25 protein-coding genes are annotated in these 23,390 nt (G+C 67.2%); 12 read left to right on the forward strand and 13 right to left on the reverse strand.

From position 1 onward, the window contains the following. Positions 1–112 precede the first annotated feature (112 nt). The 6 genes from modA (at position 113) to A9179_RS15525 (ending at position 4,920) form a co-directional block, all read left to right on the forward strand. Positions 113–868 carry a molybdate ABC transporter substrate-binding protein gene (gene modA, locus A9179_RS15500; RefSeq protein WP_394354765.1) on the forward strand — a complete coding sequence of 252 codons (756 nt, stop codon included), beginning with the start codon at positions 113–115 and terminating at the stop codon, positions 866–868. 138 nt (positions 869–1,006) lie between these two features. Continuing rightward, positions 1,007–1,687 (forward strand): molybdate ABC transporter permease subunit, encoded by a 681-nt coding sequence (gene modB, locus A9179_RS15505; protein WP_187807117.1) that lies wholly within the window; start codon positions 1,007–1,009, stop codon positions 1,685–1,687. Positions 1,688–1,690: 3 nt separating this feature from the next. Continuing rightward, positions 1,691–2,794, forward strand: a complete 1,104-nt coding sequence (modC, locus tag A9179_RS15510; protein ID WP_187807118.1) for a molybdenum ABC transporter ATP-binding protein — start codon at positions 1,691–1,693, stop codon at positions 2,792–2,794. 13 nt (positions 2,795–2,807) lie between these two features. Further along, positions 2,808–3,302, forward strand: coding sequence for a DUF1543 domain-containing protein (locus tag A9179_RS15515; protein ID WP_187807119.1), 495 nt, complete (start codon positions 2,808–2,810; stop codon positions 3,300–3,302). Positions 3,303–3,369: 67 nt separating this feature from the next. After that, the gene (locus A9179_RS15520; protein ID WP_187807120.1) at positions 3,370–4,371 is read left to right on the forward strand and encodes an AraC family transcriptional regulator; all 1,002 of its coding nucleotides are present in this window, start codon (positions 3,370–3,372) and stop codon (positions 4,369–4,371) included. Between the two features lie 30 nt (positions 4,372–4,401). Continuing rightward, positions 4,402–4,920: a M23 family metallopeptidase gene (locus A9179_RS15525; RefSeq protein WP_187808605.1), complete on the forward strand. Its 519-nt coding sequence runs from the start codon at positions 4,402–4,404 to the stop codon at positions 4,918–4,920. Positions 4,921–4,934: 14 nt separating this feature from the next. On the opposite strand, the gene A9179_RS15530 is transcribed toward A9179_RS15525, so the two are convergent. From A9179_RS15530 to A9179_RS15540, 3 genes are read right to left on the reverse strand one after another with little or no spacing between them, the layout of a single operon-like run. After that, positions 4,935–6,287 carry an ATP-binding protein gene (locus tag A9179_RS15530; protein WP_187807121.1) on the reverse strand — a complete coding sequence of 451 codons (1,353 nt, stop codon included), beginning with the start codon at positions 6,285–6,287 and terminating at the stop codon, positions 4,935–4,937. Then, a complete protein-coding gene (locus A9179_RS15535) occupies positions 6,284–6,961 on the reverse strand; it encodes a response regulator transcription factor (RefSeq protein WP_187807122.1) in 678 nt (225 codons plus the stop codon). The genes A9179_RS15530 and A9179_RS15535 overlap by 4 nt, the downstream gene beginning before the upstream one ends. Positions 6,962–7,014: 53 nt before the next feature. Continuing rightward, entirely contained in the window at positions 7,015–7,620 is a 606-nt protein-coding gene (locus A9179_RS15540; RefSeq protein WP_187807123.1) for an outer membrane beta-barrel protein, read from the reverse strand. A gap of 178 nt (positions 7,621–7,798) precedes the next feature. Here A9179_RS15540 and A9179_RS15545 point away from each other — a divergent pair, with 178 nt between their 5' ends. Genes A9179_RS15545 through A9179_RS15555 form a run of 3 tightly spaced genes read left to right on the forward strand, consistent with a single transcriptional unit; the run spans position 7,799 to position 9,895 of the window. Continuing rightward, a complete protein-coding gene (locus tag A9179_RS15545) occupies positions 7,799–8,461 on the forward strand; it encodes a DUF502 domain-containing protein (protein ID WP_187807124.1) in 663 nt (220 codons plus the stop codon). Next, positions 8,461–9,354: a serine hydrolase domain-containing protein gene (locus A9179_RS15550; protein WP_187807125.1), complete on the forward strand. Its 894-nt coding sequence runs from the start codon at positions 8,461–8,463 to the stop codon at positions 9,352–9,354. Before A9179_RS15545 ends, A9179_RS15550 begins: the two co-directional genes overlap by 1 nt. Before the next feature lie 34 nt (positions 9,355–9,388). Continuing rightward, the gene (locus A9179_RS15555) at positions 9,389–9,895 is read left to right on the forward strand and encodes a hypothetical protein (protein WP_187807126.1); all 507 of its coding nucleotides are present in this window, start codon (positions 9,389–9,391) and stop codon (positions 9,893–9,895) included. A gap of 1 nt (position 9,896) precedes the next feature. On the opposite strand, the gene A9179_RS15560 is transcribed toward A9179_RS15555, so the two are convergent. Then, the gene (locus tag A9179_RS15560; protein WP_187807127.1) at positions 9,897–11,081 is read right to left on the reverse strand and encodes an MFS transporter; all 1,185 of its coding nucleotides are present in this window, start codon (positions 11,079–11,081) and stop codon (positions 9,897–9,899) included. A 137-nt stretch (positions 11,082–11,218) separates the two neighbouring features. Here A9179_RS15560 and A9179_RS15565 point away from each other — a divergent pair, with 137 nt between their 5' ends. Together A9179_RS15565 and A9179_RS15570 are read left to right on the forward strand one after the other, a co-directional pair. After that, positions 11,219–11,998: a dienelactone hydrolase family protein gene (locus A9179_RS15565; protein ID WP_187807128.1), complete on the forward strand. Its 780-nt coding sequence runs from the start codon at positions 11,219–11,221 to the stop codon at positions 11,996–11,998. Between the two features lie 407 nt (positions 11,999–12,405). Continuing rightward, positions 12,406–13,110, forward strand: coding sequence for a 4'-phosphopantetheinyl transferase family protein (locus A9179_RS15570; RefSeq protein ID WP_223123226.1), 705 nt, complete (start codon positions 12,406–12,408; stop codon positions 13,108–13,110). A gap of 27 nt (positions 13,111–13,137) precedes the next feature. Here the strand turns inward: A9179_RS15570 and metE are convergent, their stop codons facing one another. Continuing rightward, a complete protein-coding gene (gene metE, locus A9179_RS15575; protein WP_187807130.1) occupies positions 13,138–15,429 on the reverse strand; it encodes a 5-methyltetrahydropteroyltriglutamate--homocysteine S-methyltransferase in 2,292 nt (763 codons plus the stop codon). A gap of 180 nt (positions 15,430–15,609) precedes the next feature. Here metE and metR point away from each other — a divergent pair, with 180 nt between their 5' ends. Next, complete coding sequence (gene metR, locus A9179_RS15580; RefSeq protein WP_187808606.1) at positions 15,610–16,527, forward strand: transcriptional regulator MetR; 918 nt, start codon at positions 15,610–15,612, stop codon at positions 16,525–16,527. 7 nt (positions 16,528–16,534) lie between these two features. On the opposite strand, the gene A9179_RS15585 is transcribed toward metR, so the two are convergent. From A9179_RS15585 to A9179_RS15620, 8 genes are all read right to left on the reverse strand, one after another. Next, positions 16,535–16,798 carry a DUF2790 domain-containing protein gene (locus tag A9179_RS15585; protein ID WP_187807131.1) on the reverse strand — a complete coding sequence of 88 codons (264 nt, stop codon included), beginning with the start codon at positions 16,796–16,798 and terminating at the stop codon, positions 16,535–16,537. Between the two features lie 436 nt (positions 16,799–17,234). Then, on the reverse strand, positions 17,235–18,395 hold the full coding sequence (locus A9179_RS15590) for a phospholipase D-like domain-containing protein (protein ID WP_187807132.1): 1,161 nt from the start codon (positions 18,393–18,395) through the stop codon (positions 17,235–17,237). After that, positions 18,392–18,979 (reverse strand): YceI family protein, encoded by a 588-nt coding sequence (locus A9179_RS15595; protein WP_187807133.1) that lies wholly within the window; start codon positions 18,977–18,979, stop codon positions 18,392–18,394. The genes A9179_RS15590 and A9179_RS15595 overlap by 4 nt, the downstream gene beginning before the upstream one ends. Before the next feature lie 287 nt (positions 18,980–19,266). Beyond that, positions 19,267–19,599, reverse strand: a complete 333-nt coding sequence (locus tag A9179_RS15600; protein ID WP_187807134.1) for an amidase — start codon at positions 19,597–19,599, stop codon at positions 19,267–19,269. Beyond that, on the reverse strand, positions 19,596–20,711 hold the full coding sequence (locus A9179_RS15605; protein ID WP_187807135.1) for a serine hydrolase domain-containing protein: 1,116 nt from the start codon (positions 20,709–20,711) through the stop codon (positions 19,596–19,598). Before A9179_RS15605 ends, A9179_RS15600 begins: the two co-directional genes overlap by 4 nt. Positions 20,712–20,805: 94 nt before the next feature. Beyond that, positions 20,806–21,591, reverse strand: a complete 786-nt coding sequence (locus A9179_RS15610) for an oxygen-binding di-iron domain-containing protein (RefSeq protein WP_187807136.1) — start codon at positions 21,589–21,591, stop codon at positions 20,806–20,808. Positions 21,592–21,690: 99 nt separating this feature from the next. Next, on the reverse strand, positions 21,691–22,224 hold the full coding sequence (locus tag A9179_RS15615) for a cytochrome b (protein WP_187807137.1): 534 nt from the start codon (positions 22,222–22,224) through the stop codon (positions 21,691–21,693). Beyond that, entirely contained in the window at positions 22,221–23,279 is a 1,059-nt protein-coding gene (locus tag A9179_RS15620) for a catalase family peroxidase (RefSeq protein WP_187807138.1), read from the reverse strand. The genes A9179_RS15615 and A9179_RS15620 overlap by 4 nt, the downstream gene beginning before the upstream one ends. Positions 23,280–23,390: the final 111 nt, after the last annotated feature.

Here is a 23,390-nt window from a genome sequence, read left to right on the forward strand (position 1 = left end):
CGTTATATAAAAAATAATATTACGATACCGCGCAACCCGCCCTGGATTGGCCTTCCCGGTCATTCTGGCAATGGCCCCATGCCACCGCCCACCACAAGGAGTTCCACCCATGATGCGTCGCTTCCCCGATGCCCTGCTGGCCCTGTGCGCCGGCCTGGCCTGTGCCGGTACGGCCCTGGCCGATCAGGTGCAGGTTGCCGTGGCTGCCAATTTCACCGCACCGATGCAGGCCATCGCCGCCGACTTCGAGAAAGCCACCGGACACCGCGTGGTCGCCTCCTACGGCGCCACCGGGCAGTTCTATGCGCAGATCCAGAACGGCGCGCCGTTCGAAATGTTCCTCGCCGCCGACGACAGCACTCCGGCCAAGCTGGAGAAGGAAGGGCTGAGCGTGGCCGGCTCGCGCTTCACCTATGCCATCGGCGCCCTGGCCCTGTGGTCGGCCAAGGACGGTTATGTCGACAACCAGGGCGCCGTGCTCAAGGCCAACCAGTTCCAGCACCTGGCCATCGCCAACCCGAAGGCCGCGCCCTATGGTCTGGCCGCCACCCAGGTACTGGCCAAGCTGAACCTGAACCAGGCCGTGGCACCGAAACTGGTCGAAGGGCAGAACATCGCCCAGACCCTGCAGTTCGTTTCCAGCGGCAATGCCGAGCTGGGCTTCGTCGCCCTGTCGCAGGTGTACAAGGACGGCAAGATCACCAGCGGCTCGGCCTGGCTGGTGCCGGCTGAACTGCATGAGCCGATCCGCCAGGACGCCCTGCTGCTCAACAAGGGCAAGGACAACCCGGCGGCCAAGGCGTTGCTGGATTACCTGCATAGCGCGCAGGCGGCGGCGCTGATCAAGTCCTACGGCTACCAGTTGTAGCCAGAGGCGCGGCCCTTCTTGTAGGGTGGGTTCGCATACCCCGTAGGGCGGGTGCACCCGCGTAATCAGCAACGCGGGTTTCACCCGCCCTACGCCGCATAGCTACAGTTGCCTGCCCAGCCGAAGGAAAGCTCAGCAATGCCCCTGACCAGCGCCGACTTCACCGCCATCGGCCTGACCCTGCAACTGGCCGCGCTGACCACCGTGCTGCTGCTGTTGTTCGGCACGCCCATCGCCTGGTGGCTGGCGCGCACCCGTTCCTGGCTGAAAGGCCCGATCGGCGCGGTGGTCGCCCTGCCCCTGGTGCTGCCGCCGACGGTGATCGGTTTCTACCTGCTGGTGACCCTGGGCCCGCACGGCCCGATCGGCCAGCTGACCCAGAGCCTGGGCCTGGGCACTCTGCCGTTCAGCTTCGCCGGCCTGGTGGTGGGCTCGGTGTTCTACTCCCTGCCCTTTGTCGTGCAACCGATCCAGAACGCCTTCGCCGCCATCGGCGAGCGTCCTCTGGAAGTCGCCGCCACTCTGCGCGCCAGTCCCTGGGACAGTTTTTTCACGGTCGCCCTGCCGCTGGCACGGCCCGGTTTCATCACCGCCGCGGTGCTGGGCTTTGCCCACACCATCGGCGAATTCGGCGTGGTGCTGATGATCGGCGGCAATATCCCCGGCAAGACCAGCGTGGTTTCGGTGCAGATCTTCAACCATGTCGAGGCCCTGGAATACTCCCAGGCCCACTGGCTGGCCGGCGGCATGCTGCTGTTCTCCTTCCTCATCCTGCTGACCCTGCACTTGCGCAGCCGGCCGCAGCCGCTGGGGGCCTGAGCCATGACTCAAGCCACTGCCGAGCAACGCCTGCAGGCATGCTTCCGTCTGACCCATGGCAGCTTCCGGCTGGATGTCGACCTGGATCTGCCCGGCCGTGGCGTCACCGCCCTGTTCGGCCCTTCCGGCTCCGGCAAGACCAGCCTGCTGCGCTGCGTCGCCGGTCTGGAACGGGCCGAGCTCGGCCAGCTGCGGGTCAACGGCGAGCTGTGGCAGGACAGCAGCCGCGGCCACTTCCTCGCCCCGCACCAGCGCGCCCTCGGCTACGTGTTCCAGGAGGCCAGCCTGTTCGAGCACCTGTCGGTGCGCGGCAACCTGGAGTACGGCCAAAAACGCATCACCGCCGCCCAGCGCCGGGTCGGCCTGGAACAAGCGCTGGAGCTGCTCGGCATCGAGCACCTGCTGGAACGCCGGCCGGCCCGTTTGTCCGGCGGCGAGCGGCAGCGAGTGGCCATCGCCCGCGCCCTGCTCACCAGCCCGCGCCTGCTGCTGCTGGATGAACCGCTGGCGGCCCTCGACCCGCAGCGCAAGGCGGAGATCCTGCCCTACCTGGAGCGCCTGCACGACGAGCTAGAGATTCCCGTGCTCTACGTCAGCCACGCGCCGGATGAAGTAGCGCGCCTGGCCGACCACCTGGTGCTGCTGGAACAGGGCCAGGTGCGCGCCAGCGGCGCAGTCGACGAGCTGTTGAGCCGCCTCGACCTGCCCCTGGCCCACAGCGAGGATGCCGGCGTGGTGGTACAGGCCCGGGTTGCCAGCCACGATGCCGACTACCAGCTGCTCAGCCTGAACTTCCCCGACAGCGACATGCAGCTGCGCATCGCCCACGGGCCGGTGGCCAGCGGCAGCCTGATGCGCCTCAAGGTGCAGGCCCGCGACATCAGCCTGAGCCTGGACAAGCCGCAGCACAGCAGCATCCTCAACCTGCTGCCGGTCACCGTGCACAGCCAGGCGCCGGCCGACAACCCGGCCCATGTTCTGGTGCGCCTGGACATGCACGGCACGCCGCTGCTGGCGCGCATCACCCGCTACTCGCGCGACCAGCTCGGCCTGCGCGACGGCCAGCTGCTGTGGGCGCAGATCAAGTCGGTCGCCCTGCTGGCCTAGGAGATATTGCACCATGCTGTTCATCGTCATGCTCGGGGGCAAGCACCCCAGGGCCAGCATCGAAGTCCACGATGTGGTCTTTGCCATCGCCGACAGCCTCGAAGGCACCTACGCGCAGCTGCGCCAGGCCTGGTTCGGCAAACCGGACGGCCTGCATATCGACGCCTGGATGGCGGTCGACGGGGTCGATGGCTATCGGGTCGAACTGAGCCACCTGGCGCCCGCCCCCGGTTCCCCGCGCCTGTATTTCCTCAACCTCGGCGGCTACCGCCATGGCAGCTTCGGCGAAGAGCACCACTACCTGCTGCAGGTCGCCACCGACAAGCGCGAGGCCAAGGCCCTGGGCAAACGCCATATGCCCGGCCACTGGGACAAGCCGCACACCGACGCCGTACTGGAGGTGGACGACTGCATCCCCATCGACTGCGTGGACGGTCGCTATATCCACCTGAGCCCCGGCGCGCACCACGGTATCCGCCAGGGCAACGACTACATCCTGCTGTCCTGACACACCACGGCTTGTTCGCCAGCGCCGGGCGCCCTACCATCCGGCCACCCTTCCGATGAGCCCTGTCATGCGCGAACGCACCATCGCCAGCCACTTCGTCCGCGCCGCCCTGCGCGGCGCCGAGCGCCAGGGCCTGGACTACAGCGCCCTGCTGCGCGAGCTGGGGATCCAGCCGGCGCTGCTCGGCGAGCCGCGCGCGCGCCTCGCCCCGGAGCAGTTCACCCAGCTGCTGCAAGGCCTGTGGGCGCTGCTCGACGACGAATACATGGGCTTCGGCCGCGGCCGCAGCAAGCGCGGCACCTTCGCCATGATGGGCCACGCGATCATCCACTGCCGCACCCTGGAAAAAGCCCTGGTGCGCGGCATGCTGTTCTACGACCTGTTCCCCGATGCGCCGCAGGTACGCCTGCGCCGTGAGGGTGAACTGGCTCGCCTGACCCTGGACAGCTCGCCGCTGTGGGATCCGGATCACTTCCTCACCGAGAGCCTGCTGGTGATCTGGCACCGCCTCGGCAGCTGGCTGATCGGCCAGCGCATCCGCCTCGAGGAAGCCAGCTTCGCCTACCCGGAACCGACCCACAGCAGCGAGTACGACCTGCTGTTCCCCTGCCCGCGGCGCTTCGGCGCAGACACCACCAGCCTGCTGTTCCACGCGCGCTACCTGGACATGCCGCTGCTGCAGGACGAACGCACGCTCAAGCAGTTCCTCGAACACTCGCCGGCCGACCTGCTGGCCCGCCCCGATGGCGGCGACAGCCTGACCAGCCGCATCCGTCGCCTGCTCGGCCGCGACTGCGCACACTGGCCGGATCTGGAACAGGTCGCCCAGCAGCTGCACATCAGCCCGCAGACCCTGCGCCGCCACCTGCGCGAGGAAGGCAGCAGCTTCCAGGAACTCAAGGATCACCTGCGCCGCGACCTGGCCATCTACCACCTGGGCCGCGACGAACTGTCGATCCAGGCCCTGGCCGAACAGCTGGGTTTCTCCGAGCCCTCGGCCTTCCACCGCGCGTTCAAGAAATGGACAGGGCTGACCCCCGGCGCCTATCGGGCGCATCAGGACAGCTGACCCCCAACCCTGCTGCATGGATGCCGCATGATGCAACGCCCCCGCAAACGCCATCTCCTGCTCGCCCTGTTCCTCGCCTGGCTGCTCGCCCCCGAGTGGCCACAGGTGCCCGTGCAGGGCGCCAGCAGCCAGGACTGGCATCCGCAGAGCTTCTGGTTCGAACCCTGGGGCCGTTCCGGGGTGCACAAGGGCATCGATATCTTCGCCGCCAAGGGTACGCCGGTAGTGGCACCGACCTATGGCCTGGTGCTGCTGCGCGGTGAGATCGGCATGGGCGGCAAGGTACTGCTGATGCTCGGGCCGAAGTGGCGCCTGCACTACTTCGCCCACCTGGATAGCCAGGCCGCCTGGCCCGGCCAGCCGCTACGACCCGGCAGCGTGCTGGGTACGGTCGGCGACAGCGGCAATGCGCAGGGCAAGCCGCCGCATTTGCACTACGCCGTCCTCAGCCTGCTGCCTTATCCCTGGCGTGTGGATGACAGCAGCCAGGGCTGGAAGAAGATGTTCTACCTCGACCCCAGCCGGCTGTTGCACGGCCAGCGGCAATAGCGCGCAACGCCGCGCTATAACGCCGGAGTCGGCAGCTGCATGCGGAAGCAGGCGCCGCCCAGGCTCGATTCTTCCAGCTGCAGCTGGCCGTCGTAGCTGTCGAGGATGTCCACCACCACCGCGGTGCCGATGCCCTGCCCCGGATGCTGGGCGTCCAGGCGCTCGCCGCGCTGCAGGATGCGTGCGCGCTGGTCGGCGGGAATGCCCGGGCCGTCATCCTCGATGCACAGCTCGCAGCCGGCGGCGGTCAGCCGCGCGCTGACGCGGATCTGCCCGAGGCACAGGCGGTAGGCGTTCTCCAGCAGGTTGCCGAGCAGCTCCAGCAAGGCGCCGCGCTCCATCGGCACCTGCAGCTCCGCAGGGAAGTCACGCTCAAGCCGCACCTGCTTGTCGCGGTAGACCTTGTTCAGCGCACCGCACAGGGTGTCCAGCGCCGCGCCGAGGGGCTCGCGGTGGCGCACCAGGCCACTCTTGCGCAGGCTGGCGCGTTGCAGCTGATAGTCCACCTGCTGGCTCATGCGCTCCACCTGGTTGCGCAGCACCTGGGCCTGCTCGCGGTTGCCCGGCCCGCCGGCCAGCACCTCGCCGACGCCCTGCAGCACCGCCAGCGGCGTCTTCAGGCTGTGCGCCAGGTCGCCAAGGGAATCGCGGTAGCGCTGGCGCTGGCGCTGCTCGCTGGTGAGCAGGCGGTTGAGCGAGTCGGTCAAACGCAGTAACTCCTGCGGGTGCTCGCGGCTCAGGCGTTCGCGCTGGCCGCTTTCCACTTCGTCCAGTTCGCGGCGCAGCCCGCGCAGGGTGCCGAAGCCCCAGCCCAGGCCAAGCCAGAGCAGCCCGAGCAACACCAGCAGGGCCCCGCCCAGCCACAGCCACAGCTGGCGGCCGATGCCATCGAGCACCGCCTGGTATTCGCTGGCCGGCTGCATGGTGACGATGCTGTAGGCGGCGACCTGGCCGCGCAGCAGGTCGACCTCCAGGTCATAGACGAAGAACTCGCTGCCGTGGGCATCGCGCACCTGGCTAAAGTCGTGGCCCTGGCCGTCGTAGCGCGGCTGGTAGTCGAGGCTCTCGTCGCCGCTGGAAGGTGAACGCCAGACCAGGTTGCCGTCACGATCGAAGATATAGCCGAGCAGCTTGGAGTCGAGCAGGTTGAACTCCTCGTCCGGCAGGCGCTCGGGCATCGCCAGTTGGCCGCCGTCGATGCGCGCGGCGGAAATCAGGGTCGCCGCATCGGCCGCCAGGCGCTGCTCGATAACACCCTCCAGGGCGTTGCGCACCGCGCCCTTGAGCACCGGCAACAGGGCCAGGATGAACACCACGGCCAGCGCCGTGGCACCGAGCATCAACCGCGCACGCAACGAGCGGATCATCGGCAGCGCTCGGTGAACAGATAGCCCTGGCCACGCACCGTGTCGATCGGCTTCAGCGCGCAGGCTTCCTCCAGCTTGCGGCGCAGGCGACCGACCAGCACCTCGATGACATTCGGGTCGTGCTCGTCATCGTGCTCGTAGAGCTGCTCCATCAGGCGATCCTTGGACACCACCTGCTGCGCATGCAGCATCAGGTATTCGAGGATGCGGTATTCGAAGGCGGTGAGCGCCAGTGCCTGCTCATCCACCAGGGCCTGCTTGCGGTTGAGGTCGAGCGTCAGCGGCCCGGCCGCGATGCTCGACTGCACCACGCCGACGGAGCGCCGCAGCAGGGCATGCAGGCGTGCCTCCAGTTCCTCGAACTGGAACGGCTTGACCAGGTAATCGTCGGCGCCGACGGCCAGGCCCTCGACCTTGTCCTGCCAGTTGCCACGCGCGGTGAGAATCAGGATCGGCAAGCTGCGGCCCTGGCTGCGCAGCTCGCGAATCAGATCCAGCCCGCTCATGCCGGGCAGGCCCAGGTCGACGATGGCCAGGTCATGGTTGAACTCGCGCACGCGGTACAGCGCCTCCTCGGCATCGCCCACCGCATCCACCACGTAGCCGCGCTCGCTGAGGCGACTGTGCAGGTGATGACGCAACAGCGCTTCGTCCTCGACCACCAGAATTTTCATGACTGCTCTCCCTTACCACAGGCCGGGCTTGCGCCCGGCCTTCTCCCTGGTTGTCAGAACTTGTAGTTGGCACCGATAAACACCTGGCTGGTGCGCTCCAGATCAAGGGAGCCCACCTTGCCGCCGCCATGGGGCGAGACTTCGGTGCTGGCATTGGTCTTCATGTAACGGTAGCCGGCTTCCAGCGAAGCATTCTTGCCTACGTCCTGCAGGACACCCGCCTGCAGGCCGGCGGCCAGGCCGATATCGCTGTCGCGCTTGAGGCCACTGCCATCCTGCTCCAGCTTCACCACACCGGCGGTGGCACCGCCGAACAACTTGGTACCGCTGTTGTTCAGGGGCAGGAAGGCGTCGTAGCTGGCCAGCAGGTGTTGCTGGCGAAGCTTGTAGCCCTGCGAATCGTCCGAGACGTTCTCGTAGGTGACGTAGTAGCGACCGTCACGGGTTTCCTGACCGGCACGTACACCCCAGGTACCGCTGCCGTCGATCACCCGATCCAGATCAGGGTTGTTGAGGCTGCGATTGAGCGAGCCGGAATTTTCGATACGACTGTCGCTTTGTCCCCAGGTCATACCGACGAAGTTGTCGGCAGCGTTAGCCGACAGAGCGGCGACGGACATGGCGGTTACCAGGGCGAGTTTGCTAGCAGTGTGCTTCATGGTGTTTTCTCCAGATGGTGGAAGGTTGCTGAACTCGGGGCCTATGTTGCCGACGGGCCACTGAACCGCTGCTGAACCCTTCCTGAACCCCGGCTGAACGAGAATGCGATGGCAGCCCTGCACAACAGGCGGGCTTTGCAATAGCCTTGGCGGGCCCTTATCGATGGATCGCCCGCGCATGTTCAAACGCAGTCTCAATTCCCTGCTCGCCACCTGGCTGGCCGGCCTGCTGATCCTCCTGCCGCTGGTTCTGAGCCTGGCCTTGCTCGGCTGGCTGGCCAGCGTGCTGAACCGCATGATCGGCCCGGCGAGCACCCTCGGCCGGCTGTTCGCCGAGATCGGCCAGCCCTTCGTCAGCAGCCCGCTGCTGGCCTGGCTGCTCGGCACCCTGGCGCTGCTGCTGGCGCTTTATCCACTGGGCCTGGCCGTGCAGCTGGGGCTGAAGGAGCCGCTGAGCAAGCTGCTCGACCTGACCCTGCGGCACATCCCGCTGTTCGGCAGGCTGTACGGCCTGGCCGACCGTTTCGTCGGCCTGCTGGACAAGAAGGAAGACGCTGACCTGGCCGCCATGAGCCCGGTGTGGTGCTTCTTCGGCGGCGACGGCACCGCCGTGCTGGCGCTGCTACCCAACCCGCAGCCGCTCGAAATCGACGGCCGCAGCTACCACGCGATCCTGGTGCCGACCGCACCGATCCCGGTGGGCGGCGGCCTGCTCTATGTACCGGTGGAATGGGTCAAGCCGGCGGACATGGGTATGGATCGCTTCACCAGCATCTATGTATCGATGGGCATCACCCCGCCTGGGCCGACGGCGTCCGGCCCGGGCCGGGTGCTCAAGTGATGCGCAGCGCCCTGGTTGCCAATGGCGTGCTGCAGACTGCTGCACAGCCCGAGCCCCTGCTGCCCTGGTGGAGCTTCGGCAAGACGGTGCTGGCCGCCACCGCCCTGACCCTGGTGCGCGACGGCCTGGTCGGGCTCGACGACGAGCTGACCACAGGCCCCTTCACCCTGCGTCAGCTGCTGCGCCACGAGGCCGGCCTGGCCGACTATGGCGAGCTGGCCGACTACCACGCCGCCGTGGCCCGTCATGACCAGCCGTGGCCGGTGGCCGAGATGCTCCAGCGCCTCGACGCCAGCCGCCTGCGCTATGCCCCGGGCCAGGGCTGGCGCTACTCCAACGTCGGCTACCTGTATGTGGCGCAGCTGATCGAACGCCTGACCGACCTGCCCCTCGACCAGGCCCTGCAGCAGCGCGTGCTGATGCCCCTCGGCATCAGCCAAACGCGCCTGGCGCAGACCGAGGCCGACTGGCAGGCCCTGGATCTGCAGGCGGCGCCCAGCTATCACCCAGCCTGGGTCTACCACGGCCTGCTGGTGGGGCCGCTGGCCCAGGCGGCGCTGCTGCTCGATCGGCTGCTCGGCGGGGAGCTGCTGCCAGCAGATCTGCTGGAACAGATGCAGACGCCCTACCGGCTCGGCGGCCCCATGGCCGGGCGCCCCTGGATGGCCCCCGGCTATGGCCTGGGCCTGATGCAGGGCCCGGAGAGCGGCGGCCTGTACCTGAGCGGTCATACCGGCGGCGGCCCGGGCAGCGCCATAGCGGTCTACCGTTGCACGCTGGAGCAACGCAGCGCCTGTTGCGCGGTGTTTGCAGAAAGCGAGGACGGCGGCGCCGTCGAAGTGGAGCTGGTGCGCCAGCTGCGCGACAGCCTGGCAGCAGGCTGCCGAGATTAACGATCAACATCCCCAACCCGATAAGGACAGCGACATGGGCTATTTCGAAGGACTGACCGACGCCACCTTCAAGCAGGACAGCCACGGCAACACCCTGTTCTACCCCTGGGGCGTGCTCGGCAAGGGTCGCATCCTCAAGGATGCCGAGACCCGCGACCGGCTGCGCAATTTCGTCCTGCTCTACTACAAGGTTTCGCTGCCTACCATCATCGTGCTGGCGGTGCTGCGCCAGTGGTGGTTGCTGGGTATCGCTGGCGTGGTACTGCTCGCCTGGTTCCTGCTCAAGAGCCGCAGCCTGCTCAGGGATTGCCCGCTCAGTGATGAACGCCTGACCTTCAAGGAGGGCTATCGCAACTCCGCTGCCAGCCACAATGCCTTCACCCTGTGGCTGTTCCTGGTGGTATCGCTGCTGTTCAGCGTCGGCGGCCTGCTGCTTCTGCTGGCGGGCAAGCCCTTGGTCGGCCTGCTGACCCTGGCCCTATTCGGCGCCTGCAGCGTGGCATTCATCTACATGCTCAAAAGCAAATACGCCAAGCGCTGACTCACACCCGCCGCGCCACCCAGCCGGCCAGCACGAACACTGCAGCCAGTGCCGCCAGCAGCGCGCCCCAGCCAGCGTGCTGCCAGACGTAGCCGCCGGCATAGCCGAGCAAACTGGAACCCAGGTAGTAGGCACACAGGTACAGCGCCGAAGCCTGGGCCTTGGCCTGGCTGGCGCGCTGGCCGACCTGGCCGCTGGCCACCGCATGGGCGGCGAAGAAGCCCAGGGTGAACAAACCCAGGCCCAGTGCCACCGCCGCCAGCCAGGGCCCGGCGCACAGCGCCACGCCCAGCAGCATGATGCCGATGCCGCCCTGCAGCACCCGCCGCGCACCATGCCGGGCGACCAGGCGCCCGGCCCAGCCGGCGCTGAAAATGCCGCCCAGGTAGACCAGAAACAGCAGGCCGATCAGCGTCGACGACAGCGAGAATGGCGGCGCGGCCAGGCGAAAGCCGATGTAGTTGAACAGCGCGACGAAGCCGCCCATCAGCAGGAATGCCAGCAGGAACAGGCGGCGCAATTGCCCATTGCCCAGGTGCCCGGCGAAGTTGCCGAGCAGGCCGCGCAGCGACAGCGGCTGCGCGCGGAAATGCCGCGACGGAGGCAGCAGCCAGGCGAACAGCAACAGCGCCAGCAGGCCGAGCACGGCGATCCCGGCCAGGGCCAGGTGCCAGCCACCAAGGTCGGACAGCAGGCCGGCAAGCAGGCGGCCAAGCAGCCCACCCAGCGCCGTGCCACCGATATACAGACCCATCGCCGCCGGCAGCGCCTGCGGGTCGAACTCCTCGCCGACATAAGCCATGGCTAGCGCCGGCAGGCCACTCAGGGCCAGGCCGAGCAAGGCGCGGGTCGCCAGCAGCCAGTGCCAGTCGTCCACCAGCACGCAGGCGATGCCGAGCAGGCTGGCCAGGCCCAGAGCCACCGCCATCACCGGCTTGCGCCCCCAGCTCTCGGCCAGGGCGCCGGCCAGCAGCAGACACAGGGCCAGGCTCAGGGTGGTCAGCGATAGCGCCAGGCTGCTGCTCGCCGCCGAGACGTGAAAATGCCCGGCCAGCAATGGCAGCAGCGGCTGCACGCAGTAGAGCAAGGCGAAGGTGGCAAAGCCGGCGCAGAACAGCGCCAGGGTGGCCCGACGATAGGCGTGGGTGCCACGTTGCAGGTGAGTGTCTACAGCAGAAGTGTCCATGGTCGCTCGCGCACAGGCCGACACGGGAGATGGCTCAGGCTAGCACAAAGCAGGCTCATTGTTAGCCGGCTAACTTTCTCCCCTGACCAGCCTCAGCGGCTATGGTTTGGCTACACCCACCGGACGGAGGAAACCCCATGCGCACCTTACTGCTCGCTCTGCTGCTGGCTTGCAGCGGCCTGGCCCAGGCGGCCATCCACACCCAGGAAATCCCCTACACGGCAGCCGACGGCACCCGCCTGATCGGCTACCACGCCTGGGACGACGCCCTCGCCGGCCCGCGCCCGGGGGTGATAGTGGTGCACGAATGGTGGGGGCTGAACGACTACGCCAAGCGCCGCGCCCGTGACCTCGCTGCCCTCGGTTACAGCGCCCTGGCCATCGACATGTACGGCGACGGCAAGAACACCCAGCACCCCGCGGATGCCCAGGCCTTCATGCAGGCGGCCACGGCCGATGCCGGTGCCGCCCGGGCGCGCTTCAATGCCGGCCTCGACCTGCTCAAGGCGCAGCCCCAGACCGACCCGGCGCGGGTGGCGGCCATCGGCTACTGCTTCGGTGGCAAGGTGGTGCTGGACATGGCCCGTCAGAGCGTACCGCTGGCCGCCGTGGTCAGCTTCCACGGCGCCCTGGCCACCACCACTCCGGCGACGCCGGGCAGCGTCAAGGCCAGGGTGCTGGTCGAGCACGGCGCTGCCGACAGTTTCGTCAGTCCGCAGCAGGTCGCCGACTTCAAGAGCGAAATGGACAAGGCCGGGGCCGACTACCGCTTCGTCGCCCTGCCCGGAGCCAAGCATGGCTTCAGCAACCCGGACGCCGATGCGCACAAGGGCCACGGCCTCGATATCGGCTACCAGAAGGCGGCCGACGAGCAGTCCTGGGCAGATATGCAGGCGTTGCTGAAAGAGGTTTTCTGAAACGGCAGAAGGGCCAGTATCGCCTCGCCCGAGGCTCTACCCTCTGGATTCCCGCCTGCGCGGGAATGACGGTACCTGACACAACAGTCCCAACCATACCTCGTCATTCCCGCGCAGGCGGGAATCCAGACCGACAATGCAGAAGTACCTGGTCAAATGCGCGCCATACGCAGCGAGTGCATGGTTCCAAAAAAAACGGGAGCCCGCGGGCTCCCGTACTCAATCAGTAGAGTAAAGCCAACCTGCGCACAGGCTGGCTAACCTCACCAGCACTCCCGAAGGAGTGCATGGCCGCAGTCTGGCAAAAAACGAGCGCTTGCTTTGTAGGCCTTAGGTGTCGCTTTGCAAAGAAATGTAAACGCCGCCACGGCTGGCCGGGCCGTCTCTCGCCAGGCAGAATGCCGGCCATGACCACCCTGCCCCTGCCCGCCTTCTGTCAGCTGCTCGCTCCCGCTTGGCCCGCGCCCCTGGCTCTGCCCGGCGCCCAGCTGGTGCGCGCCGCCTTCGACCCTGCACACCTGCAGGCCGAGGACTTCCACGCCTGCGCCATCGAGCCGGTGCGTGGCGTGGCCAAGCGCCAGGGCGAATACCTGGCCGGGCGCCTGTGTGCCCGCCAGGCGCTGCAGCAGTTGTGCGGCCAGGCCCTGGTGCCGGGCCGCGACGAAGACGGCGTGCCCATCTGGCCAGCCGGCACGCTCGGCTCGATCACCCACGGCGCCGGCCAGGCCGCCGCCCTGGTAGCACGCAGCGGCGACTGGCAAGGCCTGGGCCTGGATCTGGAGAAAGGCCTGAGCGCCGAGCGCGCAGCCAAGCTGGCCGGGGAAATCCTCACCCCGGCCGAACTGCAGCGCGGTGCCGGGCTGCACCCCGATGAGTTCGCCCGTCTGGTCACCCTGACCTTCTCGCTCAAGGAGAGCCTGTTCAAGGCGCTCTACCCGCTGGTGCTGACGCGCTTCTACTTCCACGACGCCGAGCTGCTGGAGTGGAACGACGCCGGCCAGGCGCGCCTGCGCCTGCTCCTCGACCTGCACCCGGACTGGCACAGCGGGCGCGAGCTGGATGGCCAGTACGCCGAGTACGACGGCTACCTGCTCAGCCTGGTGGCCGTGTAGCCCCTCTCCCGGAGGGAGAGCGGTGGGTCAGGCCAGTTCGGCGCGCAGCTGGCGGGCCGCCGCCACCATGTTCACCAGCGCCGCTTCGGTCTCCGCCCAGCCACGGGTCTTCAGGCCGCAGTCCGGGTTGACCCATAGCCGCTCGGCCGGCACGTGGCGGGCCGCCCTCTGCAGCAGGCGCACCATCTCGCCGGTATCCGGCACCCGCGGCGAGTGGATGTCGTATACCCCCGGGCCGATCTCGTTGGGATAGTCGAAACGCTCGAAGGCCTCCAGCAGCTGCATGTCCGAGCGCGAGGTCTCGATGGTGATGACGTCGGCGTCCATGGCGGCGATCGACTCGATCACCTCGTTGAACTCGCTGTAGCACATGTGGGTGTGGATCTGCGTTTCGTCGCGCACGCCCGAGGCGCACAGGCGGAAGGCCTCGCTGGCCCAGGCAAGGTAGTCTTGCCAGTGCGCCTGGCGCAGCGGCAGGCCCTCGCGAAAGGCCGCCTCGTCGATCTGGATCACCTTGATCCCGGCGCGCTCCAGGTCGAGCACCTCGTCGCGGATGGCCAGGGCCAGCTGGCGCGCCTGCTGCTCGCGGGAAATATCGTCACGCGGGAACGACCACAGCAGCATGGTCACCGGGCCAGTCAGCATGCCCTTCATCAGTTTGCTGGTGCAGCCCTGGGCATAGCGGATCCAGTCCACCGTCATGGCGTGCGGGCGGCTCAGGTCACCGACGATCAGCGCCGGCTTCACACAGCGCGAACCGTAGCTCTGCACCCAGCCGAAACGGGTGAAGGCGTAGCCGTCGAGCTGTTCGGCGAAGTACTCGACCATGTCGTTGCGCTCGGCCTCGCCGTGCACCAGCACGTCCAGGCCCAGCTGCTCCTGGATGCTCACGGCATGACGGATCTCGTCGTGCATGGCCTCGGTGTACGCGGCGGCGGACAGCGTGCCGGCCTTGAACGCCTGGCGCGCCTGGCGGATCGCCGCTGTCTGCGGGAAGGAGCCGATGGTGGTGGTGGGGAATGGCGGCAGCTGCAGGCGCGCACGCTGCAGCTCGATACGGGTAGCGAACGGCGACTGGCGCTGGCTGTCGGCAGCTGTGATCGCCGCCAGACGCGCCTGCACGGCCGGCTTGTGGATACGCGCCGAGGCGGCGCGACTGGCCTGCACTGCCCGGCTCTCGGTCAGCGCGGCCTGCACCTCGGCGGCTTGCGGATCATTCAGTGCAGCGGCAAGCACGGCGACTTCGCGGCACTTCTGCACGGCGAAGGCCAGCCAGCTCTGCAGTTCGCTATCCAGCCGGTCTTCGCGGGTCAGATCGACCGGGCTGTGCAGCAGCGAACAGCTGGGCGCCAGCCACAGGCGGCTGCCCAGGCGCCCATGGGCCTCGCGCAGCACCTCCAGGGCCTTGTCCAGATCGGTGCGCCAGACATTGCGGCCGTTGACCACGCCGAGCGACAGCACCTTGTAGGCCGGCAGACGGTCGAGGATCGCCGGGAACTGTTCCGGGGCGCGTACCAGGTCGATATGCAGGCCATCCACCGGCAGGCCGGCGGCCAGGCCGAGGTTGTCTTCCAGGCCGGCGAAGTAGGTGGCGATCAGCTTGCGCCCCGGCTCGCGCTGGAGAATGTTGTAGGCACGCTCGAAGGCGTTCTTCCATGCCTGCGGCAGGTCGAGGGCGAGGATCGGCTCGTCGATCTGCACCCAGTCGATGCCTTGGGCCGCCAGGCGCTGGAGGATCTCGCCGTACACCGGCAGCAGGCGCTCGAGCAGCTCGAGCCGGTCGAACTCGCCGCCCTTGCATTTGCCCAGCCACAGGTAGGTCAGCGGGCCGATCAGCACCGGTTTGAGGTTGTGGCCCAGGGCCTGGCCCTCTGCTACTTCCTCGAACAGCTGCTCCCAGCTCAGGGCGAACTGCTGGTCGGCCGTGAATTCAGGCACCAGGTAGTGGTAGTTGCTATCGAACCACTTGGTCAGCTCCTGGGCGTGGGCAGCGCCACAGCAGCTGTTCTGGCTGGCGCCGCGGGCCATGTCGAACAGGGTGTCCAGCCCCGGCTTGGCGCCATGGCGGTGAAAGCGCTGGGGAATCACGCCGAAGGTCAGCGAGTGGGTCAGCACCTGGTCGTACCAGGCGAAGTCGCCGACCGGCAGCAGCTCGATACCGGCGTCCTGCTGCAGCTGCCAGTGGGCGGCACGCAATTCGCGGCCGACGCGGAGCAGGCCGGCTTCGTCGAGTTCGCCCTTCCAATGGGCTTCGAGGGCTTTCTTCAGTTCGCGGTCGCGGCCGATGCGCGGAAAGCCGAGGTTGTGGGCCAGTGCCATGAGTTCATCTCCTTGTGCGTGGATGGCGTCATTCTCGACAGCCAGCCACACATGAGACAAACTCAACATATTCTTGATGAACGATAGTTTTACTCACGATACTCGTAGGGCGGGTGAAACCCGCGTATCCCTTCGCGGCTTTCACCCGCCCTACGCATGCCATTCAACAACGAGGCCCGCATGCTGGAAATCCGCCATCTGAAAACCCTGCATGCGCTGCGTGAGGCCGACAGCCTGGTGGAGGCCGCCGAGCGCCTGCACCTGACCCAGTCGGCGCTATCGCACCAGTTCAAGGAGCTGGAAGAACGCTTAGGGATGCAGCTGTTCGTGCGCAAGACCAAGCCGGTGCGCTTCACCAGCGCCGGCCTGCGCCTGCTGCAACTGGCCGACTCGCTGCTGCCGCAACTGCGCGGCGCCGAGCGCGACCTGGCGCGCCTGGCCGGCGGTACGGCAGGCCGCCTGCACATGGCCATCGAATGCCACAGCTGCTTCCAGTGGCTGATGCCGACCATCGACCAGTTCCGCGATGCCTGGCCGGAAGTCGAGCTGGATCTGGCCTCGGGCTTCTCCTTCGCCCCGCTGCCGGCCCTGGCCCGCGGCGACCTCGACCTGGTGGTGACTAGCGACCCGCTGGAGCTGGCCGGCATCACCTACGTGCCGCTATTCACCTACGAGGCCATGCTGGCGGTGGCCAACCAGCATCCGCTGGCCGGCAAGCCCTACATAGTGCCGGAAGACCTGGCCCGGGAAACCCTGATCACCTACCCGGTGGAACGCGATCGCCTGGACATCTTCACCCGCTTCCTCGAACCGGCCGACGTCGAACCGGCGCAGGTGCGTACCTCGGAACTGACGGTGATGATGATGCAGCTGGTGGCCAGCGGCCGCGGCGTGTGCGGCCTGCCCAACTGGGCGCTGCACGAGTACAGCTCGCGCGGCTACGTGACCGCCAAGCGCCTGGGCGACAAGGGTCTGTTCGCCACCCTGTACGCCGGCATCCGCGCCGACATGCTGGACGCGCCATTCATGCGCGACTTCCTGCTGACGGCCAAGGACACCTCCTTCGCCAACCTCGAAGGGGTCAGCGTGGCGCGCTAGCGCGCCCTCAGTTCTCGCTGCAACCGCCGCCCAGTACCAGATACTCCAGGTTGTGCACCTGGCCCTGGTGATCCTCGTAGGTCATCACCACCGGCACCACGCCGCACTCATTCGACACATCGCTGCGGGCCAGCACCCGTGCGACGTCCAGCTGCATGCCGTAGTGGTAGTGCTCGGTTGGTGTATCGCTGGCCACGGTTTCATCGCCAGAAGCCGCCGCGAAGGCGCAGGAAGACAGGCCGGCCAGAATCAGCAGGGCAAAGCTTTTCATTGATTGCTCTCGAAAACAGGAAGGGATGGCAGCAGCAGCCAGTTCGACAAAGATCGTGGCCTTGTCGTGAAACCGCCTGGCTGCCGGCTGCGGGGCCATTTTAAAAAGGCCCGCCGGGGCGATACAGGCAGGCCGGGCTGAAGGACTCTTGCGGCTCAGGCAACAATGCCGCAGCAGCCCTTAGAACCTGTTTACGATCTTCTGAATTAGAGCCAGACAAGGACAAACGACCAGCGGGAGTAACAGCCGCAGGCTGGCCCGAAGGGTGAGCACCAGCGAATCGAGTGGCCGAAAAAGCGCAGTTTACGCAGTGTAAATGAGCATGACTCGTTGCACTCGCCCTACGGGCCGCGCTAAAGCGCGTTAGCGGCAAGCCACTTGTTGAGGCCACTTTTAACGCGGTATGGCCGCGAGTCAGGAGATCGTAAACAGGTTCTCAGCGACGCCGGTCGAGCAGGTTCACCACCAGCCGATCCAGCCAGCCCCACAGGTACTGGCGCAGGCGCTTGAGCAGAGGCCGCTGGTGCCAGTCCTGCAGGGTGATCTCGCGGCTGTCGGCGAAGTCCTGGATGAAGCAGTCGCCCACCGCCAGGGTCAGGCCCGGGTCGAGCGCCTCCAGGTTGGCGTCGAGGTTGAAGCGCAGGTTCCAGTGGTCGAAGTTGCACGAGCCGACGCTGACCCAGTCGTCCACCAGCACCATCTTCAGGTGCAGAAAGCGCGGCTGGTACTCGAAGATGCGCACGCCGGCCTTCAGCAGCTTGGGGTAGTAGCGCTGGCCGGCAAAGCGGATCGGTGGGTGGTCGGTGTTGCGCCCGGTGAGCAGCAGGCGCACTTCCACCCCGCGCTGCGCTGCCTTGATCAGGTGGCGGCGCACCTTGCGACTGGGCAGGAAGTACGGCGTGGCCAGCCAGACCCGGCGTTTGGCGTGGGCGGTGCTGCGCAGCAGCGACTGGACGATGTCCAGGTGCTGGCGTGCGTTGGCGTAGGCCAGCCGGCCCATGCCCTGCCCCGCCGCCGGGCTGGGCGGCAGGTGGGCCAGGCCCGGCGCCTGCATCGGCTGCCAGGGGCGCTGGTCGGCGCAGCAGGCCTGCCACTGGTAGTCGAAGATCAGCCGCCAGTGCGCCACCAGCGGCCCCTCGATGCGCACCATCACCTCGTGCCAGGCGCTCTGTTCGGCCTCTGGCGTCCAGAACTCATCGGTGGCGCCGGTGCCGCCGACGAAGGCGCAGCTGTCGTCCACCACCAGGATCTTGCGGTGGTCGCGGAACAGGTTGCGCAGGCCATGGCGCCAGCGCAGCGGGTTGTACAGGCGCAGCTGCACGCCGGCCTCGCCCAGCTGGCTGCGCAAAGCCGCGCCCAGGCCCTGGCAACCGAAATCGTCGAACAGGCAGCAGACCTCGACGCCGCGCCGCGCCGCCGCACCCAGGGCCGCGACCAGTAGCGTACAGCAGGCGCCGTCTTCGGCCAGGTACAGCTCCAGGGCCACGCGCCGCTCGGCCCGGGCAATCGCAGCCAGCATGGCGGGAAAGAAGGCCGGGCCATCGACCAGCAGTTCGAAACGGTTGCCGGACTTCCAGGGGAAGATCGCGCCGGTCATCGCTCGGTGAAGATCAGCACGGCGCCCACCGGCACCGACAGGCTGATGGAGTCCAGCCGGGCCAACTGGCGCAACTGCTCGACAGCACCATCCAGACCGAAGTCGCCGGCATTGAGCACCAGCGGCGCCAGGGTCACCACCTGGAAGCGCTGCTCGTCCAGGCGGGTCGCCAGCAGCTCGGCCATGTAGCCGTGCTTGCGGCCGTGGATTTCCACCTGAATCGGCAGCTGCAGCTCGAGCTGGGCGCCAGGCGCCAGGTCGGTGATCAGGCCCAGATCGAGCTTGGCCATGACCTGCGCCTCGGCAAAGCGCTCGACTTCGAACAGCTGGCTGCGCAGGCGCTCGTCGCGCAGCGGAATGCCGGTGCTCACCGAATCCAGTTCGATGCGCAGACGCGCCGCGCCCTGGTCGTCGACCTTGCCGTGCAGGGTGAGGAAGCGGTGCACCTCGGAGAAGTTGCCGGCCTTGGTGGAAATGAACGACAGGCGCGAGGACTCGTTGTCCAGGTACCAGCCGGCCTGCGCCGGCAGGGCCAGGCAGGCGGCAAGCAGGGCGCTACTGAAGAGGGAAAGAAGCTTGGCCATGGGCTCACTTGTGTTGCGGTTTGAGCGCAACGATAGCGGCACGGGCCGGCCTTGCCAAACCTTGGCTGATGCCCCTCGTGGCCAACCGCCCCTGAGTACTGCAGCTGCCTCGCCCTGGATTCCCGCCTGCGCGGGAATGACGAGCAAAAGCAAACTCCAGCGAGCCTAGCGGGCCTGAGCTGCACAACCGTCATTCCCGCGCAGGCGGGAATCCAGCTTGGCAACGAGCAGAGTGAGGATGTCGTACGACGCACAATCGGACATGGCCGCAGGCCTTGATCCGCAGCCTACGGCAGCGGGTCGGCCTGCGGTTGCAGCTGGCAACCCTCGCGCGGGCTGATCCAGGCCGCGGTCTGGGTACTGCCCAGGCCGCGCGCGGTCACCCGCTTGTGCGCCGCGTCGTCGAGGAAGGCGCTAAGCGGCAGGTACTGCTTGACGTAGCCCGCGCAGTAGTCGGCCGAGCTACCTGCGACATAGCGGCAGGAGCAGTATTCCTTGGCCGAGTAGGCACCGACTATGCCGGGGAAGGCCGCCAGGTGCACACGGTTGCTCCAGGCCAGCAGGGCCAGGCCGAGCGCCAGCAGGAGGAAGGCGGAAAGGAACGGACGGCGCTTGATCATGGCTGTTCTCCGGCGAAGGCGGCCAGGGCGCGCTTGAGCAGTTCGTTGTGGCTGTAGCTGCCGTCGCGGTCATCGGCGTAGCGCACGATCACCAGCTTCTGCTGCGGCAGCACGTAGAGTGCCTGGCCCCAGTGGCCGAGGGCGGCGAAGGTCGACTCCGGAGCATCGGCCCAGGGCTTGGCGGTATTCGCCAGGCTCACGTTGAGCCACCACTGCCCACCGGGCACCGCCTCCCCCGGCTTCTCCGGATTGGGCTGGTAGTTGGCGAACGGCGTGCGGTTGAACGCCACCCAGGCCGCCGGCACCACCTGGCGCTCACCCCAGCGCCCGTCGTGCTGCATCATCAGGCCGACCCGGGCCAGGTCGCGGGCACTCAGGTAGGCGTAGGACGAAGCGACGAAGGTGCCGCTGGCATCGCGTTCCCACACCGCCGAGGTGATTCCCAGCGGTTCGAACAGCGCCGTCCAGGGGTAATCGCGGTAGGCCGCCTCGCCGAGCATCTGCTTGAGGCTGGCGGCCAGCACGTTGCTGTCGCCGCTGGAATAGCGGAAACGCGTGCCGGGCAGCGCATCCAGCTGGTGGCCGGCGGCGAAGGCCGCCATGTCGGTACGGCCGCGGGTGTAGAGCATGGCCACCACCGAGGATTTCAGCGGCGCGTATTCGTAGTCTTCCTGCCAGTTGAGGCCTGAGGCCCAGTTGAGCAGGTGGCCCATCTTCACCTCCGGATGGGCGGTGAATGGCGGGTAGTGCTTGGCCACCGGGTCGTCGAGCTGGAAGCGCCCTTCGCCATAGGCCACGCCCAGCACGCTGGCGAACAGGCTTTTGCTGATCGACCAGGCCAGGTGCGGGGTCTGTGCATTGTTCGGCCCGGCATAGCGCTCGTACACCAGCACGCCGTCCTTGATCACCAGCAGCGCGTCGGTGCGCACACCTTTGCGGGTGGCGTCGTCACGGGCGGGAAAGGCGTAGCTTTCCAGCGCTGCAATGGCCGGGCTGGGCGCGGCGGTTTGGGTAGTCCAGTCGGCAGCGGGCCAGCTTTCCGCCAGCGCCTGGCTGGCGGCGAGGCAGCACAGGCCGGTCAGGCTCAGGCGGCGCAATAGGGCAAGCGACATCGGGCACTCTCATGGCAGCGGAAAGGCCAGACCCTAGCACGCTACAGATGACCGACAACATGTCCAAAACGGACGAAATACGAACCGCCTTGGCTCAATCGGGCAAGCGATAGTCCTGCTGGGTCATCAGGTCGAGGCCGCATTCCAGATGCTCGATCCAGTCGAGGAAGGCGTTGATCATCGCCTCGCCGACAAAGGGCCGGCCGTGCTGCGGCACGATCATCGCCACATCCATCTCGCGCACCATCTGTGCCCAGAAGCGGCAGGCCTTGTTGCTGGCCATGTAGCGGCGATGGAAGCCGGCCATGTTGGGGATGTGGTTGACGAAGTCGATCACCGGGCTGGCGTCGTCCACCAGCGAGGCGCCCATGTCGCCGGAGAAGAGGATCTTGCTCACCGGGTCGTACAGCTGGAAGTTGCCCACCGAGTGGAGGAAGTGCGCCGGCACCGCCTTCAGCTGGCACTGGCCGAGGGTGAAGCTCTGCCCGCGATCCGGCAGGGCGATGATGCGGTCGTAGGTGCAGATGCCGTGGCTCAGGGCCAGGTAGTTGGCGGTGAGGTGCGGCAGAAAGCGCGCCCACAGCTTGGAGCAGATCACCCGCGCGCGGGTGTGCAGCAGCCACTTGTCCAGCGAGGCGATGATGTCCGGATCCTGGTGCGAGGCGAAGATGTAGGTCAGCGCCTGTACCGGGATGTGCTTGGACAGCTCCAGCGACAGCGGCGTGTAGGTCAGGTCACCGCCCGGATCGAGCAGCAGGTACTGCTCGTGGTCGGTGATCAGGAACTGGTTGGATTGCACTCCCTCGCCGCTGACCAGGTCATCGAACATCAGGCATTGGTGGCTGCCGTTATCAAACAGCACGATGGGCTCGCGGCGCATGGAAACCTCACTGAAAAATCGCGAGGCGACCATAACCGCAGCCCGGCATGACCTCACTGACCTGGATCAAGCCACAGGGCTAAATCCACCCATAGCGGCTCAAGTCTTGCGCAGCATGCTGGCCAGTACAGCGTCCCGGCGGATCAGGCCATGGAACAAGCCAGCAGCCAGATGCAGCAAAACGCAGGCGAACAGCCCGTAGGCCAGGTAGCCGTGCGCTGCACGCAGTAGCGCGTAAAGATCGGCATCGCGAGGGGCAATGGCCGGCACCACCCAGCCGCCCAGTACCAGCGGGTAACCACCCGCGCCCTGCATGGCCCAGCCAAGCAGCGGCAGGGCCAGCATCAGCAGGTACAGCAGCACATGGGACAGCTGCGCCAGGCGCTGCTGCCAAGCAGGCATATCCGCCGGCAAGGCCGGAATCGGCTGACGCAGGCGCACGACGATACGCAGTGCCAGCAACCCCAGCAGAACCAGGCCCAGCGGCTTGTGCAGGGCCACCAACTGCGACTGCCAGGGCGACAGGCTGCTGACCATGCCTACCCCGATGAACAGCATGGCCAGGATCAGCAGCGCCATCAGCCAGTGCAGCAGACGCGCCAGGGGACTGAACGAGGTAACGGCAGGCTTCATGGCTGGGCTCCAGAGTTGGCAGCAGGCGTCCCTTCCCGGGTACGTCGGCGGTAGGACTCGGCATAGGCGGCGGAACGCGCCAGCAGGATCGGATCGGCCGATGGCTGGATGCCCGTCGGCAAGACCAGCGGATCGAAATTCAGGCCATGGCACTCGCCCTCCAGCTGCCCCTGGGCCTGCTCGATCACCAGGGTGCCGGCATCGATCTGGCGCCGGCTCGCCGGCCATTGCCGGGTCGCATCGTCCACCGCATCGCCCGGCTCGGCCAGGGTCAGCAGCAAGTGCCAGCGCAGCGCTCCCGTCTCCAGCCGCGCCAACAGCTCATGCTGCAGGGCATCGGCATCGCTGGGCTGCTGCTCCAGCGCCACCGGCACCAGCTCCGGCACCATCGACCAGCGCACCGCCTGGCGGCGGCCATCGGCCTGCACCAGATAAAACGCGTTGATGCTGTTGAACGTGCTGCTGGCAAAACTGGTGCTCGGCTTGTAGCCCTGCGCCCACTGGCGAAACTCGGCACTCTGCGGGTGCGCGGCAAAGAACGCCTGCAGTCGTGCCGGGTCAGGCTTGCCGGTAGCCGGGTCGGGCCGCATGGCCTGCACCTGCTGGAAGAACTCCTCGGGCGTGCCTACCGCCAGTACCGGCGGCGTATTCATCGCCGTGCGCCATTGCTGACCATCGGCCTGCTGGAACAGCAGCGCCATGCTGCGCACCGGCACACTGGTGTCGGCGGCATGCGGATTGCTGCCGCCAATCGACAGGCGACCACTGACCGGCACCCGCCCCGGCGCGAAGACCTGCGCCTGGGACAGACCGGCGACCGCGCCATTGCTGTCGAAATAACCCCGGATGCACAGGCCTTTGGCGTGCACGCGGCGATAACCGGGATAGACCCCGGAATTGGCCTCGAAGGTATCGACGAAACGCTGTGGTGAAAGGCGCTGCGGATCGATCCAGCCGCCGACATAGGCAAAGCTGCCCGCCAGCAGCCCCACGCTCAGGGCAATCAGCGACAAGCGCCCGAGCTGGCGCGGCCAGGATGTAGATGGTTCACTCATGAACAGGCTCCAGGGCCTTGCGGCCGGGTCAATGAGCCTGTGGGACGCAGCAGCCAGGGATTTATTCCCAGGCCTGTGGAATAAACTTCGCGCCCCGGCGTCTCTCCCGGA

Source organism: Pseudomonas alcaligenes, from assembly GCF_014490745.1.
GTDB lineage: Bacteria > Pseudomonadota > Gammaproteobacteria > Pseudomonadales > Pseudomonadaceae > Aquipseudomonas > Aquipseudomonas alcaligenes_C.

Coding starts and splice junctions, on each gene's coding strand:
- A9179_RS15530 (WP_187807121.1), bottom strand. CDS start 6,287: ATGATCCGCTCGTTGCGTGCGCGGTTGATGCTCGGTGCCACGGCGCTG.
- A9179_RS15570 (WP_223123226.1), top strand. CDS start 12,406: ATGACCACCCTGCCCCTGCCCGCCTTCTGTCAGCTGCTCGCTCCCGCT.
- A9179_RS15525 (WP_187808605.1), top strand. CDS start 4,402: ATGCAACGCCCCCGCAAACGCCATCTCCTGCTCGCCCTGTTCCTCGCC.
- metE (WP_187807130.1), bottom strand. CDS start 15,429: ATGGCACTGGCCCACAACCTCGGCTTTCCGCGCATCGGCCGCGACCGC.
- A9179_RS15560 (WP_187807127.1), bottom strand. CDS start 11,081: ATGGACACTTCTGCTGTAGACACTCACCTGCAACGTGGCACCCACGCC.
- modA (WP_394354765.1), top strand. CDS start 113: ATGCGTCGCTTCCCCGATGCCCTGCTGGCCCTGTGCGCCGGCCTGGCC.
- A9179_RS15605 (WP_187807135.1), bottom strand. CDS start 20,711: ATGTCGCTTGCCCTATTGCGCCGCCTGAGCCTGACCGGCCTGTGCTGC.
- A9179_RS15565 (WP_187807128.1), top strand. CDS start 11,219: ATGCGCACCTTACTGCTCGCTCTGCTGCTGGCTTGCAGCGGCCTGGCC.
- A9179_RS15595 (WP_187807133.1), bottom strand. CDS start 18,979: ATGGCCAAGCTTCTTTCCCTCTTCAGTAGCGCCCTGCTTGCCGCCTGC.
- A9179_RS15610 (WP_187807136.1), bottom strand. CDS start 21,591: ATGCGCCGCGAGCCCATCGTGCTGTTTGATAACGGCAGCCACCAATGC.
- A9179_RS15550 (WP_187807125.1), top strand. CDS start 8,461: ATGCGCAGCGCCCTGGTTGCCAATGGCGTGCTGCAGACTGCTGCACAG.
- A9179_RS15540 (WP_187807123.1), bottom strand. CDS start 7,620: ATGAAGCACACTGCTAGCAAACTCGCCCTGGTAACCGCCATGTCCGTC.
- metR (WP_187808606.1), top strand. CDS start 15,610: ATGCTGGAAATCCGCCATCTGAAAACCCTGCATGCGCTGCGTGAGGCC.
- A9179_RS15545 (WP_187807124.1), top strand. CDS start 7,799: ATGTTCAAACGCAGTCTCAATTCCCTGCTCGCCACCTGGCTGGCCGGC.
- A9179_RS15590 (WP_187807132.1), bottom strand. CDS start 18,395: ATGACCGGCGCGATCTTCCCCTGGAAGTCCGGCAACCGTTTCGAACTG.
- A9179_RS15535 (WP_187807122.1), bottom strand. CDS start 6,961: ATGAAAATTCTGGTGGTCGAGGACGAAGCGCTGTTGCGTCATCACCTG.
- A9179_RS15515 (WP_187807119.1), top strand. CDS start 2,808: ATGCTGTTCATCGTCATGCTCGGGGGCAAGCACCCCAGGGCCAGCATC.
- A9179_RS15620 (WP_187807138.1), bottom strand. CDS start 23,279: ATGAGTGAACCATCTACATCCTGGCCGCGCCAGCTCGGGCGCTTGTCG.
- A9179_RS15615 (WP_187807137.1), bottom strand. CDS start 22,224: ATGAAGCCTGCCGTTACCTCGTTCAGTCCCCTGGCGCGTCTGCTGCAC.
- A9179_RS15520 (WP_187807120.1), top strand. CDS start 3,370: ATGCGCGAACGCACCATCGCCAGCCACTTCGTCCGCGCCGCCCTGCGC.
- modB (WP_187807117.1), top strand. CDS start 1,007: ATGCCCCTGACCAGCGCCGACTTCACCGCCATCGGCCTGACCCTGCAA.
- modC (WP_187807118.1), top strand. CDS start 1,691: ATGACTCAAGCCACTGCCGAGCAACGCCTGCAGGCATGCTTCCGTCTG.
- A9179_RS15555 (WP_187807126.1), top strand. CDS start 9,389: ATGGGCTATTTCGAAGGACTGACCGACGCCACCTTCAAGCAGGACAGC.
- A9179_RS15585 (WP_187807131.1), bottom strand. CDS start 16,798: ATGAAAAGCTTTGCCCTGCTGATTCTGGCCGGCCTGTCTTCCTGCGCC.
- A9179_RS15600 (WP_187807134.1), bottom strand. CDS start 19,599: ATGATCAAGCGCCGTCCGTTCCTTTCCGCCTTCCTCCTGCTGGCGCTC.